At 41.9% G+C, this 15,075-nt stretch carries 12 protein-coding genes and 1 riboswitch; of the genes, 2 read left to right on the top strand and 10 right to left on the bottom strand.

Annotated features, from left to right (window positions below; translation table 11 throughout):
• Positions 1-843 (bottom strand): LysR family transcriptional regulator (locus D9603_RS17120; protein WP_128732235.1); only part of this gene is annotated, 843 nt, incomplete at its 3' end.
• Between the two features lie 106 nt (positions 844-949).
• On the opposite strand from D9603_RS17120, the gene D9603_RS17125 reads away from it, so the two are divergent.
• Positions 950-1,627, top strand: coding sequence for an NAD(P)H-dependent oxidoreductase (locus tag D9603_RS17125; protein ID WP_128732236.1), 678 nt, complete (start codon positions 950-952; stop codon positions 1,625-1,627).
• Between the two features lie 163 nt (positions 1,628-1,790).
• Here the strand turns inward: D9603_RS17125 and D9603_RS17130 are convergent, their stop codons facing one another.
• The 6 genes from D9603_RS17130 to D9603_RS17155 all read right to left on the bottom strand — a co-directional run bounded on the left by D9603_RS17130 (position 1,791) and on the right by D9603_RS17155 (position 10,014).
• Positions 1,791-4,475, bottom strand: a complete 2,685-nt coding sequence (locus D9603_RS17130) for a DUF349 domain-containing protein (RefSeq protein ID WP_128732237.1) — start codon at positions 4,473-4,475, stop codon at positions 1,791-1,793.
• On the bottom strand, positions 4,465-4,746 hold the full coding sequence (locus D9603_RS17135; RefSeq protein ID WP_125254388.1) for a DUF1315 family protein: 282 nt from the start codon (positions 4,744-4,746) through the stop codon (positions 4,465-4,467). Before D9603_RS17135 ends, D9603_RS17130 begins: the two co-directional genes overlap by 11 nt.
• A gap of 2 nt (positions 4,747-4,748) precedes the next feature.
• Positions 4,749-5,075: a hypothetical protein gene (locus D9603_RS17140; protein WP_125254389.1), complete on the bottom strand. Its 327-nt coding sequence runs from the start codon at positions 5,073-5,075 to the stop codon at positions 4,749-4,751.
• 108 nt (positions 5,076-5,183) lie between these two features.
• The gene (locus D9603_RS17145; protein ID WP_128732238.1) at positions 5,184-6,854 is read right to left on the bottom strand and encodes an AGCS family amino acid carrier protein; all 1,671 of its coding nucleotides are present in this window, start codon (positions 6,852-6,854) and stop codon (positions 5,184-5,186) included.
• A gap of 128 nt (positions 6,855-6,982) precedes the next feature.
• Entirely contained in the window at positions 6,983-8,110 is a 1,128-nt protein-coding gene (locus D9603_RS17150; RefSeq protein WP_128732239.1) for a M14-type cytosolic carboxypeptidase, read from the bottom strand.
• Between the two features lie 458 nt (positions 8,111-8,568).
• Entirely contained in the window at positions 8,569-10,014 is a 1,446-nt protein-coding gene (locus D9603_RS17155) for a glyceraldehyde-3-phosphate dehydrogenase (protein WP_125254392.1), read from the bottom strand.
• 188 nt (positions 10,015-10,202) lie between these two features.
• Between D9603_RS17155 and D9603_RS17160 the strand changes: the two genes are divergently transcribed.
• On the top strand, positions 10,203-11,003 hold the full coding sequence (locus D9603_RS17160; RefSeq protein WP_125254393.1) for a DUF2989 domain-containing protein: 801 nt from the start codon (positions 10,203-10,205) through the stop codon (positions 11,001-11,003).
• A gap of 269 nt (positions 11,004-11,272) precedes the next feature.
• Here D9603_RS17160 and D9603_RS17165 read toward each other — a convergent pair whose 3' ends face one another.
• The 3 genes from D9603_RS17165 to lysC all read right to left on the bottom strand — a co-directional run bounded on the left by D9603_RS17165 (position 11,273) and on the right by lysC (position 14,646).
• Positions 11,273-12,598 carry a sodium-dependent transporter gene (locus tag D9603_RS17165; RefSeq protein WP_128732240.1) on the bottom strand — a complete coding sequence of 442 codons (1,326 nt, stop codon included), beginning with the start codon at positions 12,596-12,598 and terminating at the stop codon, positions 11,273-11,275.
• A gap of 79 nt (positions 12,599-12,677) precedes the next feature.
• Positions 12,678-13,208 (bottom strand): DUF924 family protein, encoded by a 531-nt coding sequence (locus tag D9603_RS17170; protein WP_128732241.1) that lies wholly within the window; start codon positions 13,206-13,208, stop codon positions 12,678-12,680.
• Positions 13,209-13,299: 91 nt separating this feature from the next.
• Positions 13,300-14,646 (bottom strand): lysine-sensitive aspartokinase 3, encoded by a 1,347-nt coding sequence (gene lysC, locus D9603_RS17175; RefSeq protein WP_128732242.1) that lies wholly within the window; start codon positions 14,644-14,646, stop codon positions 13,300-13,302.
• Positions 14,647-14,734: 88 nt separating this feature from the next.
• Positions 14,735-14,905: riboswitch (Lysine riboswitch) on the bottom strand.
• Between the last annotated feature and the right edge of the window lie 170 nt (positions 14,906-15,075).

Below are 15,075 nucleotides of genomic sequence, written 5' to 3' on the forward strand. Positions count from 1 at the left end.
TTTTTCGAGCCAATTTGAAAATTGATGTAATTCTGATGAATTTCGACGGTGAGCTGTCTTTCTTGACCAATAGCTGTATCCCACAAAACTCGGTATATTTTCATATTGCTTTAACCAGCCACATTCAACCGCAGATCTAGCCAGCACATTGCTTACTAAGGCAACCCCTTGTCCGGCCAGTGCGGCTTGCAATACAAAGTGCTCTTGTTCAAAGTACTGAACTTCATATAAATTTTCATCTACATGGTTTTTCCAAGGAATATTTTTTAACCCCTCGTCATCACGCCAATGTGTAACAAAGAGTACCGGCTTTCTGCCAACCGGTGGTTGATAATTTAAACTACAATAACCGCCTATTTGTTCTGTGACCAAACATGTTTCTTCGGCGTTAGACTGACTATGCCCATAACGGAGTGCAATATCTATATGCTTATCTTCATTTAAGTTTATGAGTTTATCACTTGCACAAATCACCACCTTTTGATGCGGAAATAAACTCGTGATGATGCCCATCTTTGGCGCTAGCCACAACGCAGCAAATGAATTACAGCATGAAATAAGCAAGTCCCGTTGGCGAGGACTAAACTCAACAAACGCATTGTCCAATGTATTTAGTGTATCAAAGCACGTTTTGGCCAGTGCTTGACCTTGAGCCGTTAACTTAATTGCACGAGTATGGCGTTCAAATAGTGGTACTCTCAAATGAGATTCAAGGGCCTTGATCTGATGTGATACCGCGGTCGGCGTAACATTTAGTACTTTCGCAGCTTCTTTGAAACTCATCAGATGAGCAGCTATAGCAAAAGTCTTAATGTTGTTTAGTGATGGTAAATTTTTAAGCATAACGAACCTATAGTTAAGTTAACCTCATCTATCTAATCAATCTTCTCATTTGTTAAAAAGCTTTATTAACAAGAGAATAAGCTTAATTAATAAATGGAGATAACTAATGAAAAACATTCTATACATAAGTTCAAGTGCAAGAAAGTATAATGACCATAAACCGCAACATCAGTCTATTTCACGGATGCTGGGCGAACATTTTTTAAATGAGCTATCGGCTGATCTGCTAGATGTAGAGGTAGTGCATCGAGATCTCTCGATTCATCAACCCGCCTTTATCGACGAAGCCTTTCTTGCTGCTGCATTCGAAAAGCATAGCTTGAGTGAGGAGCAACAACAGATCCTTGCGGCATCAGATCTAGCTATAAAAGAAGTCAAAGATGCAGATGTTATTGTAATTTCAAGCCCTATGTACAACTATGGTATGCCCGCTGTATTGAAGGCATGGTTTGATCTGGTCATTAGGGTCAACCAGACTTTTAGCTTTGATTTAGCCAGAGGCGACAAGCCGCTATTACCAATACTCTCCGGTAAGTCAGTCGTCTTGTTAGCATCATGGGGAGAGTGCGAGTTTAAAAAAGGGGGAACACAGCACCATTTAAACCATTTAAGCAGTCATATAGAGCAACTTTCTCCTTACCTAGGTGCTGACAATTTTTACGAAATCGCATCTGAGTATCAAGAGTTTAACGACCAAAGGCACCAAGACTCTAAGCAAAAAGCAATTGAGGACGCCATTGAGCTTGCGAAGTTATTAAAAGCAAAACACGTGACAGGTCATTAACCTGTGATCAGACTAAACAATAAGCTAACACATTGTTTTTATGTAATATAGTTTGCTTAGTTAGCTTCTTAAAACTAAGCAAGTACTAAGACAATTTCAGTGTGATAAAAGTAAAGCGTACAGAAGACGCCCATTTAACCTGTGGTTAAATGGGCTTTATTGATCATGCGTTTAAGATTGCCAGTAATCTATCTTTAGCGCTCTTTAAGGTATCTTGGTCTACCTCAGCTAAATAGCTGACCAAATAGGTTTCAAGGCTACATTCCTCTCCCTGCAGCTTAGCATCAAGCATCGCAACTTGTTGCGACATTCTATCATTTTGCCACTGCGCTGGGGTCGGTTGATTTGTTAGTATTTCAAGTCGCAAGATTAACTGTTGAGCAGTCAGTTCAGTTTTATTGCTTCCCTGCCATGTTGCAGGGATCACGTCACCGTTTTCAACAGCACTCACCAACTCGTTAAATTTTTCGCGGCGTTGCGATGAAAATAAGTCATCTAGCTTTGACTTTACCTGTGATAGCAATCGGCTTTTCTCTTGTTTAAGCGCAGCTACCACTGATGTCGCTGTTAACTCCTCGCGAATGTTTATCAGCTCATTTTGTGTTACGGCTTCAATCACTTTACTGTCTAATTCAGCTAACAGCTGACGCTGTTCAGCTTCAAGACTTTTCTCGAGTGCTTTTTGCTCAGCATATTGGGCACTGCGCTTTTCAAATACAGCGTCATTATGCGCACGGAACGCTTTCCATAATGTGTGCTCTTGTTTTGCACCTGCAAAGCCAATTTGCTGCCATTGTTTTTGAAGCGACTTAAGTAGCTCACAAGATGCCGCTAAGTCATCCGACTCAAGTTGCTGCTCGGCAATTTCAACAAGTTTTGCTTTTTCAACAGCATTGCCTTGATGGAATGCTTTTAACTGCTCATAAATTGCTTGATGATGTTGACGGTAAGTGGCATTCAGCTTTTGATATACCTTAGCATCAACATTACCTGCACTCTTCCATGCTTTAGCAAGACGGTTAAATTGCGCTTCAACCTCTCGCCAATCATTATTTTCGCTTTGAAGTGAAGCTAATAAAGCCTCTACATCATTTATAATTGCTTCACGCTTTTCTTTAGCCTGCTCACGAAGGACTTCTTGTTCAGCAAAATATGCTCTACAAGGAGCGAATAACAATTCTATTTTTTCATCAAATAGCACCGCTTGTGCTTTTTCTTCGTCGCTCTCTACGTGGCCTAATTCATTCCAGCGTGCACGAAGTAATTTAACCTCTTCAGCACGCTTCTGCGGGTCGATATCCTCTTCTTGTAACTTGTTGTCAAGTTCACTCAATAAGGCTTCACGCTTTGGCGTTGCTGCATATTTCTGCCAATCTTTTAAATCATTTAATGCTTTAGACAAGCTGTCATGCTGACTTTCAAGCTGTTTTTTGTAGTGTGGTGTGAGTAGTTCATACTGCTCTACAAACCCATTGAAAACGCCGAATGCCACGTTGAAGCGACCCTGATCAATGAGCCGTTGTACATCTCGTGCCTTTTTCTTAGCGATTTTCAAGGCTTTATCTTGCTCAGCTTTAAGAGGCTCTATAGCGCTCATAAATGTCTGGCTAACCTCTGCAAGTTGCACTTTAGCTGGTTTTTGTAGCATTTTTGGTAAGGCATCTAGGGACTTTCTTACCACCACATACGCATCTTTTTGAGCTTGCATTTGTGCATCGAGTTGCTCAATAGCATCTGGTGCTTCGATAGCCTTAAGCGCGCTTAATGCCTGGTTAAACATTTCGTTAGCTTCGATTATGCTTGGCAAGTTTGATAAATCTCGTTCAATATTATTTAACTTACTTTGCAAATCTTTTAGGTCAGTAGTATTGACGTACTGTGCAGATGCCATCTTGCTTCTTAGCATCTCTACGCGCTCAACAAGACCTGCATGTGGTGCTAAATCCAGAGCTAAACATGCAACTTCCACTGACTTTTCAATTGCCTCCAACTCAGCAGTGAACTCGGCAATTTCAAGTGCTTGATCCTGTTTAGCTTTTAGCTCCTCTTGTAAGGCTTGGTGCTTTGCATGTAACGATTTTAAATGACGGTGCAGTTTTTCTGAAACAAGCTGATACTTAGCATCAAGTGTCGCAACCGTCTCTTCGTCAAGCCATTTAAGCTCAATACTTTGCCACTGTGCAAACAACTGCTCTGCTTGTGTATTCACTTGCTCAAAATCGGCTTTATCTCGTAGCGCATTAAGTTTCGCAAGTACAACTCGTGTTTGCTCAGCCACTTGTGCTGGCATCTCTTTAGCTAGCCGCTGTTGCTCAAGCGCATGCTCAATGGCTCCTAGTGCCTTACCTTTAGCGCTCTTTAATACAGATTTTTCAAGACTGTACTGATAAATAAGATCAAGCATTAATGCTTGAAGTGACTCGTCACCATCTTTAAACGTCTTTTCAATTAATGACGTATTTGCTAAGCGCTTTAGCAGTTTAACCTTATTGCTTGAGTCTGTTTCACGCACAGCAACTTTTTCGAGCGTTTTCACCGGGGCATAGCGCTCTATGTACTCTTCACGAATTTCTTGCAGCAGCGCATTATCTTGGTTGATAACAGCACTAGATATTTTTTGCTCTGCCAGTTCTTTAAGCTCACTATCTTGCTTATAAACTTTCCACCAAAGCCCCAGATCATTAACTCTGGTAAGAACCTTTTTCCGGATCTGCGCAGACTCATCTTCGAGCGCTAGAGTGTGGAGCAATGTCGCATCTTTACTTAGATCTAGTTTGTCTACCGCTTGTGAACGAACGTCTACTTTAGGGTGTTTCCATTTCGGTGTAAAAAGGTGTTTAAAGATCATTTTCACTGAACCTAGCTATTTCATTATCGGCTTTGAATTCTTGTTGTAATTCGCGTTTGGATTTTTGCACCATCTCACCTTTTTCGTTTATGGTGAATTGTTCGTTGGATTTGACTACCTTTGCTTGGTATAGCATCACCAACTGAACCGTTTGCTCTTTTTGGGCTTCACTAAGAGGCGTACCATCAGGCCACTTCCCCGTCGCTGCACCATATTGCAAACGTTCGAATATTTCTGGGGTAATATTTTGAACTAAGCTATCTACATTCATTACTACTTTTTCTTTTTCAAAATAACGAGTATTACTCGATTAATTAAGTACCAAACCGTGCCAATACCTATCGCGCTTTTACTTGCTATCATTTCGAAGGAGTTAGGCGCAGGCTGTTGCCAATAAATATATAAGAATCCGCCAAGCACTAGGATCAGTGCAATAAATGAATAATTCATCACTGTTTGTTGACGCTTGACGCGATTTCTAGAGGCTGCTCTTTCTCTGTCTTCTTGAGAAAAGTCTGCTAAATTGGTTTCACAATGAGGGCAGGACTTGTGTTTGGAGGAAATAGATTTATTGCAGCTGGGGCACTGTGCTATTGCCATCGTGTTACTTCTCCATTATACAAAAAAGGGCACCTGTGAAGTGCCCTATTCTACTACCTTTGCGATGCCTTGTCCTTAGATGACAAGATAATTTTAATTAAAATTCGCTCACTGTTTGTGTTCTTTGTTGAAATCTTCCCAGTAATCTTTCACCGAAGATTTCATTTCTTTTCGTAGCAGGAAAATACCAAACAGGTTAGGTAGGGTCATTACAACAATTGCTACCGCTGCAAGTTTCCAAACCAGAGTTGTGTCTGCAAACGACGCCCAAAAGAAACCCGCCACATAAAATACTCGATACGGCATAACAGAGCGGCTACCTAGCAGGTAAATCATAGCTCGGTCACCATAGTAAGACCACGCAATTGCTGTAGAAAATGCAAACAACAACAAACCAATAGAGACAATATATTTACCATTTTCGCCTAAATAGCCTCTGGTAAATGCTTTAGTTGTTAATTCAGCAGAATGAACCAGCGAGTGACCAATCAAGCTTATGCTATTGTCTGTTGGTAACCCGTTTTTCACCTCAACAATTCCAGTGTATTTGTGACGCTCAGTAATACCAAAACGTACTTTCTCGCCAATGGAGCGCGAATGGATAACCGTGAAGTTTTCCGTTACTGCTTTACCCTGTACAACTTCAATTTCGCCATTAAATGGTTTTACATTGTGCTCTTTTTTACCATTTAAGTAAGCATATAGAGCTTCTCGGTCTTGCTGGTTAGACTCGTCATATTTACCATCGAGAATAATCATTGATGAACGCTCGAAGTGAGTTTCGAATTTTTCAGTCCACACACCTGAGGACAAGATAACAAGTCCAGTCAAGGTACAGATAATGATGGTGTCGATAAATGGTTCTAAAATAGAAACCATCCCCTCTGACACTGGCTCGTCGGCTTTTGCCGAAGCATGCGCGATGGGTGCAGAGCCTTGACCTGCTTCGTTAGAAAATAAGCCACGGTTTACGCCACGATTAAACGCATAGGCAAAAGAAGCTCCCAAGAAGCCCCCTGCAGCCGCTGAGCCCGTAAACGCATCAGTAAAAACAGAAAGAAACGAAGGAACAATATTCTCAATGTTGTAGAAGATAACTGCAAAAGATCCCAAAATATAGATAGCGGCCATCAGTGGTACAATACGAGATGTAATGGCTGCAATACGCTTAATACCACCTAAAATAACAAGCGCTAGTAGAATTGAAAGCACTGCACCTGTGGCCATCGGAGCAAAACCGAAGGTCGCTTCCATGCCCTGTGCAATATTGTTTATCTGCGGCAAACTACCGGTACCAAATGAGCTGATAACAGTCGCGATTGCAAATAACACCGCTAACCATTTCATGTTCAGGCGGCGATCCATATAATACATAGGACCCCCTGCCATTGTGCCATCATCTGTTTGCACGCGATATTTGTGAGAGAGGGTCACTTCCACAAATTTGGTTGTCATACCAAAAAATGCCGTCATCCACATCCAAAAGAGTGCCGCAGGCCCGCCAATTGAAATCGCCAGAGCCACCCCTCCAATATTACCTGTTCCAACCGTACCAGAGAGTGCTGTTGCCAGTGCTTGGAAGTGCGTGGTATCCCCTTCTAGGCCTTTTTTATCGTATTTTCCCGTCACCACCTTACACGCATGTTTGAAATATCGTATTTGTGGAAATTTCAGGTAAATGGTAAAAAATAAACCAACCCCCAGCAACACATACGGGAACCAAGGTGAACCACCTAACATCCCATCTAAGCTATCTAATAAGCTGCCTAACGCATCCACGATTATTCCCCTTTATTGTTGTTATTACACCCTGTTGAGGTGTTTTAAAACGTCTTTATGTTAATTATTTGTTTTTACAATCATACAAAAATAAGCGGGTAATCAACCATGATTACCCGCTCTTGTATTTACCTTAAGTCATCAACTACGTTTAGGATTGCCGCTAACGTGTCTTGACCGAATTGATATGAACGTCGGTCTGACCAGCCAAAGTACGGGTCTGGTAGATTTGCATTGTCCTTAAACGGCATTTCAACAGTATAAGCCAACGCCTTGAACGTTTCACCCACAGCACATGAGGCCACGGTAAGGTTTGCTTCTCCCGGTGCATCTTTATCGTAACCAAATTCATCTTGGAACTCAGGTGTGATGGTTAACAGTGCCGCCTTAAACGATTCTTCTAAACGCGCTAATCGCTCGTCGTAACTTGGGATACCTTCACTACCCGCAACAAAGTTATACGGTAAAGCTTCATCACCATGAATATCTAGATACATATCCAGCCCTATTTCACGCATTTTATTAAGCACGTAATAAACTTCTGGTGACTGTTCTAGAGTTGGTGTTTGCCATTCCCTATTTAAGTTAACGCCTTTTGCGTTGGTGCGAAGGTGGCCACGTACACTGCCATCTGGGTTCATATTTGGCACGATATAAAAAACGGCTTTTGATAAAAGTGCAGCGGCATGAGAGTCTTCGTCATCAAGTAGTTTGTGAAGTAGTCCTTCAACAAACCACTCTGCCATTGTCTCACCTGGGTGCTGACGAGCGGTTATCCAGATTTTTTTCTTCTCTGGTGATGGTTCGCCAATAGTCAGCAAACTCATATCTCTTCCGTCTAACGTTTGACCCAATGTCTCAACGACACAGGCATCATGTGACTGCGCCCAATAAACGAGGTCCAGGTGACGCTCATAACTATAAGGCGCAAAATATGCAAAATACGTGTGCGCGCACTCTGGTTCAAAATCAATAGTCAATGTGCCATTTTCATAGCGTGTTGGTACACGGAACCAAGTTTGACGGTCATAAGATGCAACTGCTTGATAGTCATCCCAACCTTCTGGGTAAGCAGAATCCAGTAACTGATTAATTTGAATTTTATGCTCTATGAAAGGTGTAGACTCAAGTCTAAAATGAAACCACTGGAAAAAATCAGATTCATTGTCTTTATTGATTTCTAGTTGGATATCTGTAGGTGATGTCGCGTTAATTACCTTGATATTCCCACTATCGAAATTGCTCGTAATGCGCATAGGTTTCCCTAAGTAAGTTAAAAATTGTTGTGTAAATACACAGTTACCAAACTAATACCAATTATCTTAACTAAGTGGTCTACTTTGAGGCGAAAAAATCATGTCGATAACTCCGCTGCCACATCCTGCTACTGTCAAGATACCTAAATCCAAGTAGGCAAGGCAAAAATTTTGCTATTTCAGTTGCTCTAAATAGCAAAATTTTTAACACAGTTAGCGTCAGATGTACCCCTTCAAATTGATCAAGTATTGTTGCTAATTGGTATAACTTCTATCCACTTTCAAGAAAGTAAATCACGGGGTAGTGTGACGAAATTTTCTCTTTCGTGTTCAAAATTAGCAGATAACATTTTGTTAGCTAATTGTAGCTAGCCTATTTTTGCAAGCCTACCACAACCAACTTATTTCAAAAACTAAAAAAGCCAGCTGGTGCTGGCTTTTTATCGCAAATTGTTATGTTAGCGAGGTAGGCTTGGGAATTTAACCTCTGCCATATCCTGCATTACACGTACAACCTGACAGCTATAGCCAAACTCATTATCGTACCAAACGTAAAGTACAACACGGTCACCATCAACGATAGTAGCCTGAGAGTCAACAACACCAGCATAACGGCTGCCTACAAGGTCTGTAGACACGATTTCTGTTGACGCAGTGTAATCGATTTGGTCGCGTAGCTCTGAGTAAAGTGAAGATTCGCGAAGGAATTCGTTTAACTCTTCAGCTGTTGTCTCTTTACCTAAATTAAGGTTAAGAATAGCCATTGATACGTTTGGTGTAGGTACGCGAATTGCATTACCTGTTAGCTTACCAGCAAGCTCCGGAAGTGCTTTAGCAACCGCTTTAGCAGCACCCGTTGAGGTAATAACCATGTTCAATGCCGCACTACGACCACGACGTTCAGCTTTGTGGTAGTTATCAATCAAGTTTTGGTCATTAGTGTAAGAGTGAACAGTCTCTACGTGACCATTCTTAATACCAAACTTGTCGTTAAGTGCTTTTAATACCGGTGTGATTGCGTTAGTTGTGCAGCTTGCTGCTGATACAATCTTGTCTTCAGATTGGATGTCTGAGTTGTTAACACCATAAACGATGTTTTTGATGTCACCTTTAGCTGGTGCTGTAAGTAGCACTTTAGACGCACCGATTGACTTAAGGTGTTTACCTAAGCCATCTTCGTCTTTCCAAACACCTGTATTGTCTACGATAAGTGCGTTTTCAATACCGTATTTTGTGTAATCCACTTCTTCAGGTGAGTTTGCGTAGATAACTTGAATGTAGTTACCGTTTGCTTTGATCGCACCTTTTTCATGGTCTACTGTGATTGAACCATTGAAAGGACCATGAATTGAGTCGCGGCGCAATAAACTTGCACGTTTCTCAAGATCACCATCGCGGCCACCGCGAACAACGATTGCACGTAGGCGTAAATCAGCGTGAGAGCCGCCACGTTCGATAAGTAGGCGTGCTAATAAACGGCCAATGCGACCAAAACCATAAAGAACGACGTCGCGAGGTTCTGGACGTGCGCCTTGGTTTAGTAATTCTGCAAGTTCTGCATTTAAAAACTCTTCGATTGAGCGTCCTTCACCTGCATTTTTATAAATGTAGGCATAAGCTAGCTTACCAAGGTCAACGCGACCCGGTGCTAATTCCATTTTGCTGATCACTTCTAAGAATGGAAAGCTTTCACGAAGACGTAGTTTACGCTCTTCAAAACGCGCTACTGTTTTGTGTGCTTTGATAACATCAATGGTGCTTGCACTTACAAGAGGACGACCGTATACAGAGATTTCAACGCCTTTGTTACGGTATAGACGACCGATTAGGGGTTGCATGCTTTCTGCATAATCTTGACGCTCTTGCCAGCTATTTTGATATTCTTGCTCGTGAGATAAGGTCATTTTTTCTGCCTAATAAACAATTTTCTTTGAACGGATAGCCCTTTTGGGCACAGCTATTCTAATTTAAACTGTCGCGATTCTCCACTGTTACCGAACAATTCATTGCGCTAAACTAGTCGACCATTAGCTCTACCCTGTTTATTTGGGCTGCAAAGCCTATAATTATAAAAAATCATTGAGGTCAAACTATGGCGTTTAAAAAGTCGCTAGTTTTTGCAGCATTACTATTGGCTGGTTGCGACGATACCTTAACCTTGAAACAAGTGTGTAGTGAAACACCCGGGTTTTGTGAGGATTTAAATAAGGACAGTCATTGTAAAGATGAACGTGCAGAAGTGATTTATGCCCGTTATCATGAATACAAGTCTCCTACCGACGATAACAAGTATAAATTATTGAAAGATTTGGAACGCTACAACCAATGTGTTGCGCTCGCAGCCAAAATTGAACATATCAAATTAAAAGAAAAGACGACCTCACGCGTTGAGGGACACCTTACAGCATTAAAAGAAATGACCCGCATCTACCAGGAAACAAAAAATAGTAACCACCCTGGGTTACTCTACTACCAATGGTCCAGAAATAATGATCGTGCTGCCATGAACAAACTACTCAATATGCAGGATGACCCTAGGGTGCAAAATGATGCAGAGATCCAGCTATTCTTAGCTGAATTTTATGCCAAAGTAGATGATAACAAAACGGTCGATATTCTGTATCGAGTATTAGAGTTAAACAAGCGAGGCGAAACACCAAACCCTGAGGTTTACTCGTCGCTTGTGAGCATTTTTTATAAACATGAAAAGTACAAACACGCTTACACCTTTGCCCGGGTTGCCCAGCTATCTGGCGTGGAAGAAATAGACATTATTCCGGTAACGAATCAATTAGCAGCCATGGGTAAAGAGTTAGGTAATCTAGATTCTCTCGCGCAAAGAACCTATGAAAGTATTCAAGCTGGAGAGTTTGTCTCTCCGCGAGACTTTTAACTGACCTGAGGTTTGGATAAGGAATGTTCCAACTCTTTGTAGCTAGAGCACAACTTAGTTTTTTCCTTGTCTAGCCATAGAGTTTTAGCGAAAACACCGCTCCCGCTAAGGTAACTACATCCTATAGGCAAGGCGAATTTATACCAATTTTCTTAATTAAGTGGTCTATTTGAGGCGAGAAAATAGCTCACTTAATTGAGATGACGTATTACTCAGATAAAAATGGGAAGCTGTTGCTTCCCATTTTTAGTTATAGATTACAAAGACTACTACTTTGCTATCGCCACGTTTATAAACACAGCTGTCATTAAAATTGGGCAAACAAACCTAACATACTGCGCAAACCAGTAATGTGCACCACGAGATTCAAGGTGAAGTTGATTCCCTCGCTTCCACACCCAACCAACAGTAACAAAGTAAAAAAGTCCCATTAGCGGCAACTGATACTGAGTAAACAAGCTGATCACAAGCTCAAACAACCAGTCAAAGTTCAATATAATGGTGCTTGAGGCTATAAAAATCACCAATGTGACCAACCAAGTTGCCTGCTTGCGTTTAAAGCCGTGGTTTTCAACCAAAAACGAAACCGGGATCTCCGTAGAAGAAATGGTGGACGTAACTGAAGCAATAGACATCAGTACAAAAAAGGTGAGGCTGACCAGTAATCCAACTTGTCCCATATTCGCAAATAGCTCTGGTAAAATCGCAAAAATTAACCGACCTTCACCAATCAACTTGCCATCTTGAAAAACTTGAACGCCATTTTGCTGCGCTACGAAAATAGCGGGAATAATCAATAAGCCTGCCAAAAACGCAACGCTTGTATCTAACATTGCAACGCTGAAGGTCAACTTGGGAAGATTTTCATTAGGCTTTAAATATGAACCATAAATCATCATGCAGCCAACACCCAGCGATAGTGAGAAAAACGCCTGCCCCATTGCAGCAATGATCAAATCGGGATCGCTAATTTTAGCAAAATCAGGGATAAGATAAGTTCGAAACCCTTCTGCTGCACCATCAAGCGTAGCCATATACGCTATCAAACCAACCAAGAGTAAAAGTAACAGTGGCATTAACCTGCGCGACCACGCTTCGATACCAGACTTTACACCTTTGAGGATAATACTAGCCGTAAGTAGAAGCATCAGTGGTGTGAACAGGAAGTTTCTAAGTATCGAATCGCCACTAAGAAACGCATGCACACTATCCAGTTCAGCCATTTGTGCTAATGGATCAAGAGAATGAGACAACATCCACCCTGCCACAATAGAGTAGAAGCTTAACATCACGATAGCACCGCCAAGACCGATATAACCGGCTGCAGCGCCAACCTTTGGGCTGCGCTCACGCCATGCAGTTTTGAGTGCTTTAACTGGGTTTGCTTGCGCCTGGTGGCCTAAATACAGCTCAGTATAAAGCGCAGGTAATGCGAGTAGAAAAATTACCGCAAAGTAAACCAACAAAAAGGCGCCGCCCCCATGGTTTGCAGCCTGAGTCGGGAAACCCCAAATATTTCCAAGTCCAACAGCCGCGCCAGCTGCTGCCAACACAAAGCCAAGCCGGCTTTGAAATCCATCGCGCGTATGAGCCATGTCTTAAATCAATCATTATTTTTGTAGACGGCTGATTATACGTACTTCCATTAAAAATGCGAGTGTAATGGGGTTGAGCTTAAAAACTCGAGTTTGGTGTATTGAGAAAGGCTAGCTCGGCCTCGGTTGATGCTCGCTTTAAAATTTCATTGCGATGCGGATAGCGTCCAAACCTGTCGATTATACGTTTGTGCGCCAATTCAAAGTCGTAATTGGGCAAAGGTTTAAAATATTGCTGTGCTAATGTATGTATGCTCGCGCTTTCACTGTGCATTAGTGGCATATATAAAAACATTAATTCAGTGTCATTAAGTTGTTGGTGATAGCCTTTTTCGATAGCATGTTGAGTTAAGCATAATGCTAATGGATCGCTGGCAAACGCTTCTGGAGTATTCCTAAAGATATTGCGGGAGAATTGATCTAATATAATGATTTCACACAGTGCCCCAACGGGCGATGTACGCCAACTTGAAAGTTCTCCCTGCTGCGCCATATGATGAAGGATACCAAAGCGATTTTTGATGATGCGATCAAAATCTGCTGACTTTTTCCACCAATCAGCTTCTGTACATTCAACAAACCAGAACTCGTAGACGTCTTTATAATTCATAATGGCACTCCCAAGTATCCTGTTGATAAAGTGCCATCACTGAGCAAATATTGCAACTTTTTTATTAGTGCAGTACAGGCAATAAATTTACTTATGCTACTTCTAATAATTTGGCATGAATTGATTGTACCACTTGATCAGACTCCTGCTGTTCCACCAAGAAACACAAATTGTGCTTGCTTGCACCATGGCATATTAGTCGAATGTTAAACTGAGATAACACATCCATTAAATTCAACTGGCATTGTCGGAGCTGGATCTCTGAGCCTATCATTGCAACTAGTGTTAGATTGTTTTCAACTGTGACATGACAAAACTCCCCTAGCTCATCTAGGCACGCTTGCTCCAGCTCTGGACGAGATGCGTTTGGGGCATTATCAAGCGTCAGCGCAACGCTTATCTCTGAAGTAGTGACCAAGTCAACCGAAATGTTGTAGTTACTTAAGATTGTAAAAATACGAGCTAAAAAACCACTTGCCAATAGCATCTCGGGACTTTTCAGTGTCAGTAAGATCTGGTTCTTACGTTGAGTTACTGCACGGATCCCCGCTTGAGCAGTTTTTTCTTTTTCAATCCAAGTTCCTCCTGCTTGTGGATCGCGGCTCGACCCGACAAACACTGAGATCCCTTTGCGGCTGGCAGGTAAAATAGTTGCTGGGTGTAGCACTTTTGCACCAAATGTCGCCATTTCAGCAGCTTCATCAAAACTCAAACGAGGAATTGGCCTCGCTTTTTCACACAAGCGAGGGTCTGTACTAAAGATACCAATTACGTCGGTCCAAATATGCACACTAGAAGCATCTATCGCTTCTGCTAACAGTGCAGCACTGTAATCCGAACCACCACGACCTAGTGTGGTTGTTTGACCGTATTGGTCGCAGCCAATAAAGCCTTGCGTTACCTGAACACTATCATCCAGCAAATTAACAAGGTTAGCCTTCGCAGCTTCACGGGTGGCAACTACATTAGGATTCGCTTTACCAAATTGATTATCAGTTTTGAGTACTTTTCTAACATCAAAACGAGATGCTTTGACATTGTGGTTTCTTAAAATTTGCGTGAACAGGTAGGAAGAAAAACGCTCGCCAAAACTCAGCACCTCATCACATTGTTGCCGACTCAAGGCAGGCAAACCGGCTAAACTCTCAAATTCAGAAAATGTTTGTTTGTAACCTTCAGCAAGATCAGCATCCAAAGATACTTTGTCGATAATCGCTTGCTGTATCTTTTCAACCGCTGCAACAACTGCTTTGCGCCCGGCTTCATCTTCCTTTTGTTGAGTTAGCGTTACAAGGTGATTGGTTACGCCAGCACATGCGCTAACAACCACTACTCGAACATATGGATTGTCACGAACAATGTGAGCACAACGAGACATAGCTTCAAAGTCAGCGACACTGGTACCGCCAAATTTGGCTACAACATACTGCGAATTCATTTTCTCTCCTCTCGACCGATGGCACAGTCAAATTTTATAAGGAGAACTCGGCATGGGATTTCTAGAAAGACGAACGCTTGAAATGACCTTTGCCAGAAGCTCTCCACCAATACGGTGACAGTTCCGAGGATTCAGCCTCGTAAACCGAAGAATCGTCGCGACGAGCAACGCTTCTCCTCGGCGAATACTTCCCTCACTAGTGGTCATTGGTCTCGTCACCTCACACTAACTACCTAAGCATCGCGCCTCTTCTGTTTATTTTGCCTTTGCAAATATGAATAAAAGCAAAATAAAAGCCCGCAATAAGTGCGGGCGATGTGAGAAAATTATCTTTTAGCCGTCTAGGTGTCAAGTAATTTATAAAAAACTTGTCCCAAAAGGGTGAAAATATATGTGGTTCAAGCTAAATAACCCCAGCTCGGGATAAGA

Origin of the sequence: Pseudoalteromonas sp. PS5 (assembly GCF_004103255.1) — a bacterium.
Lineage (GTDB): Bacteria > Pseudomonadota > Gammaproteobacteria > Enterobacterales > Alteromonadaceae > Pseudoalteromonas > Pseudoalteromonas peptidolytica.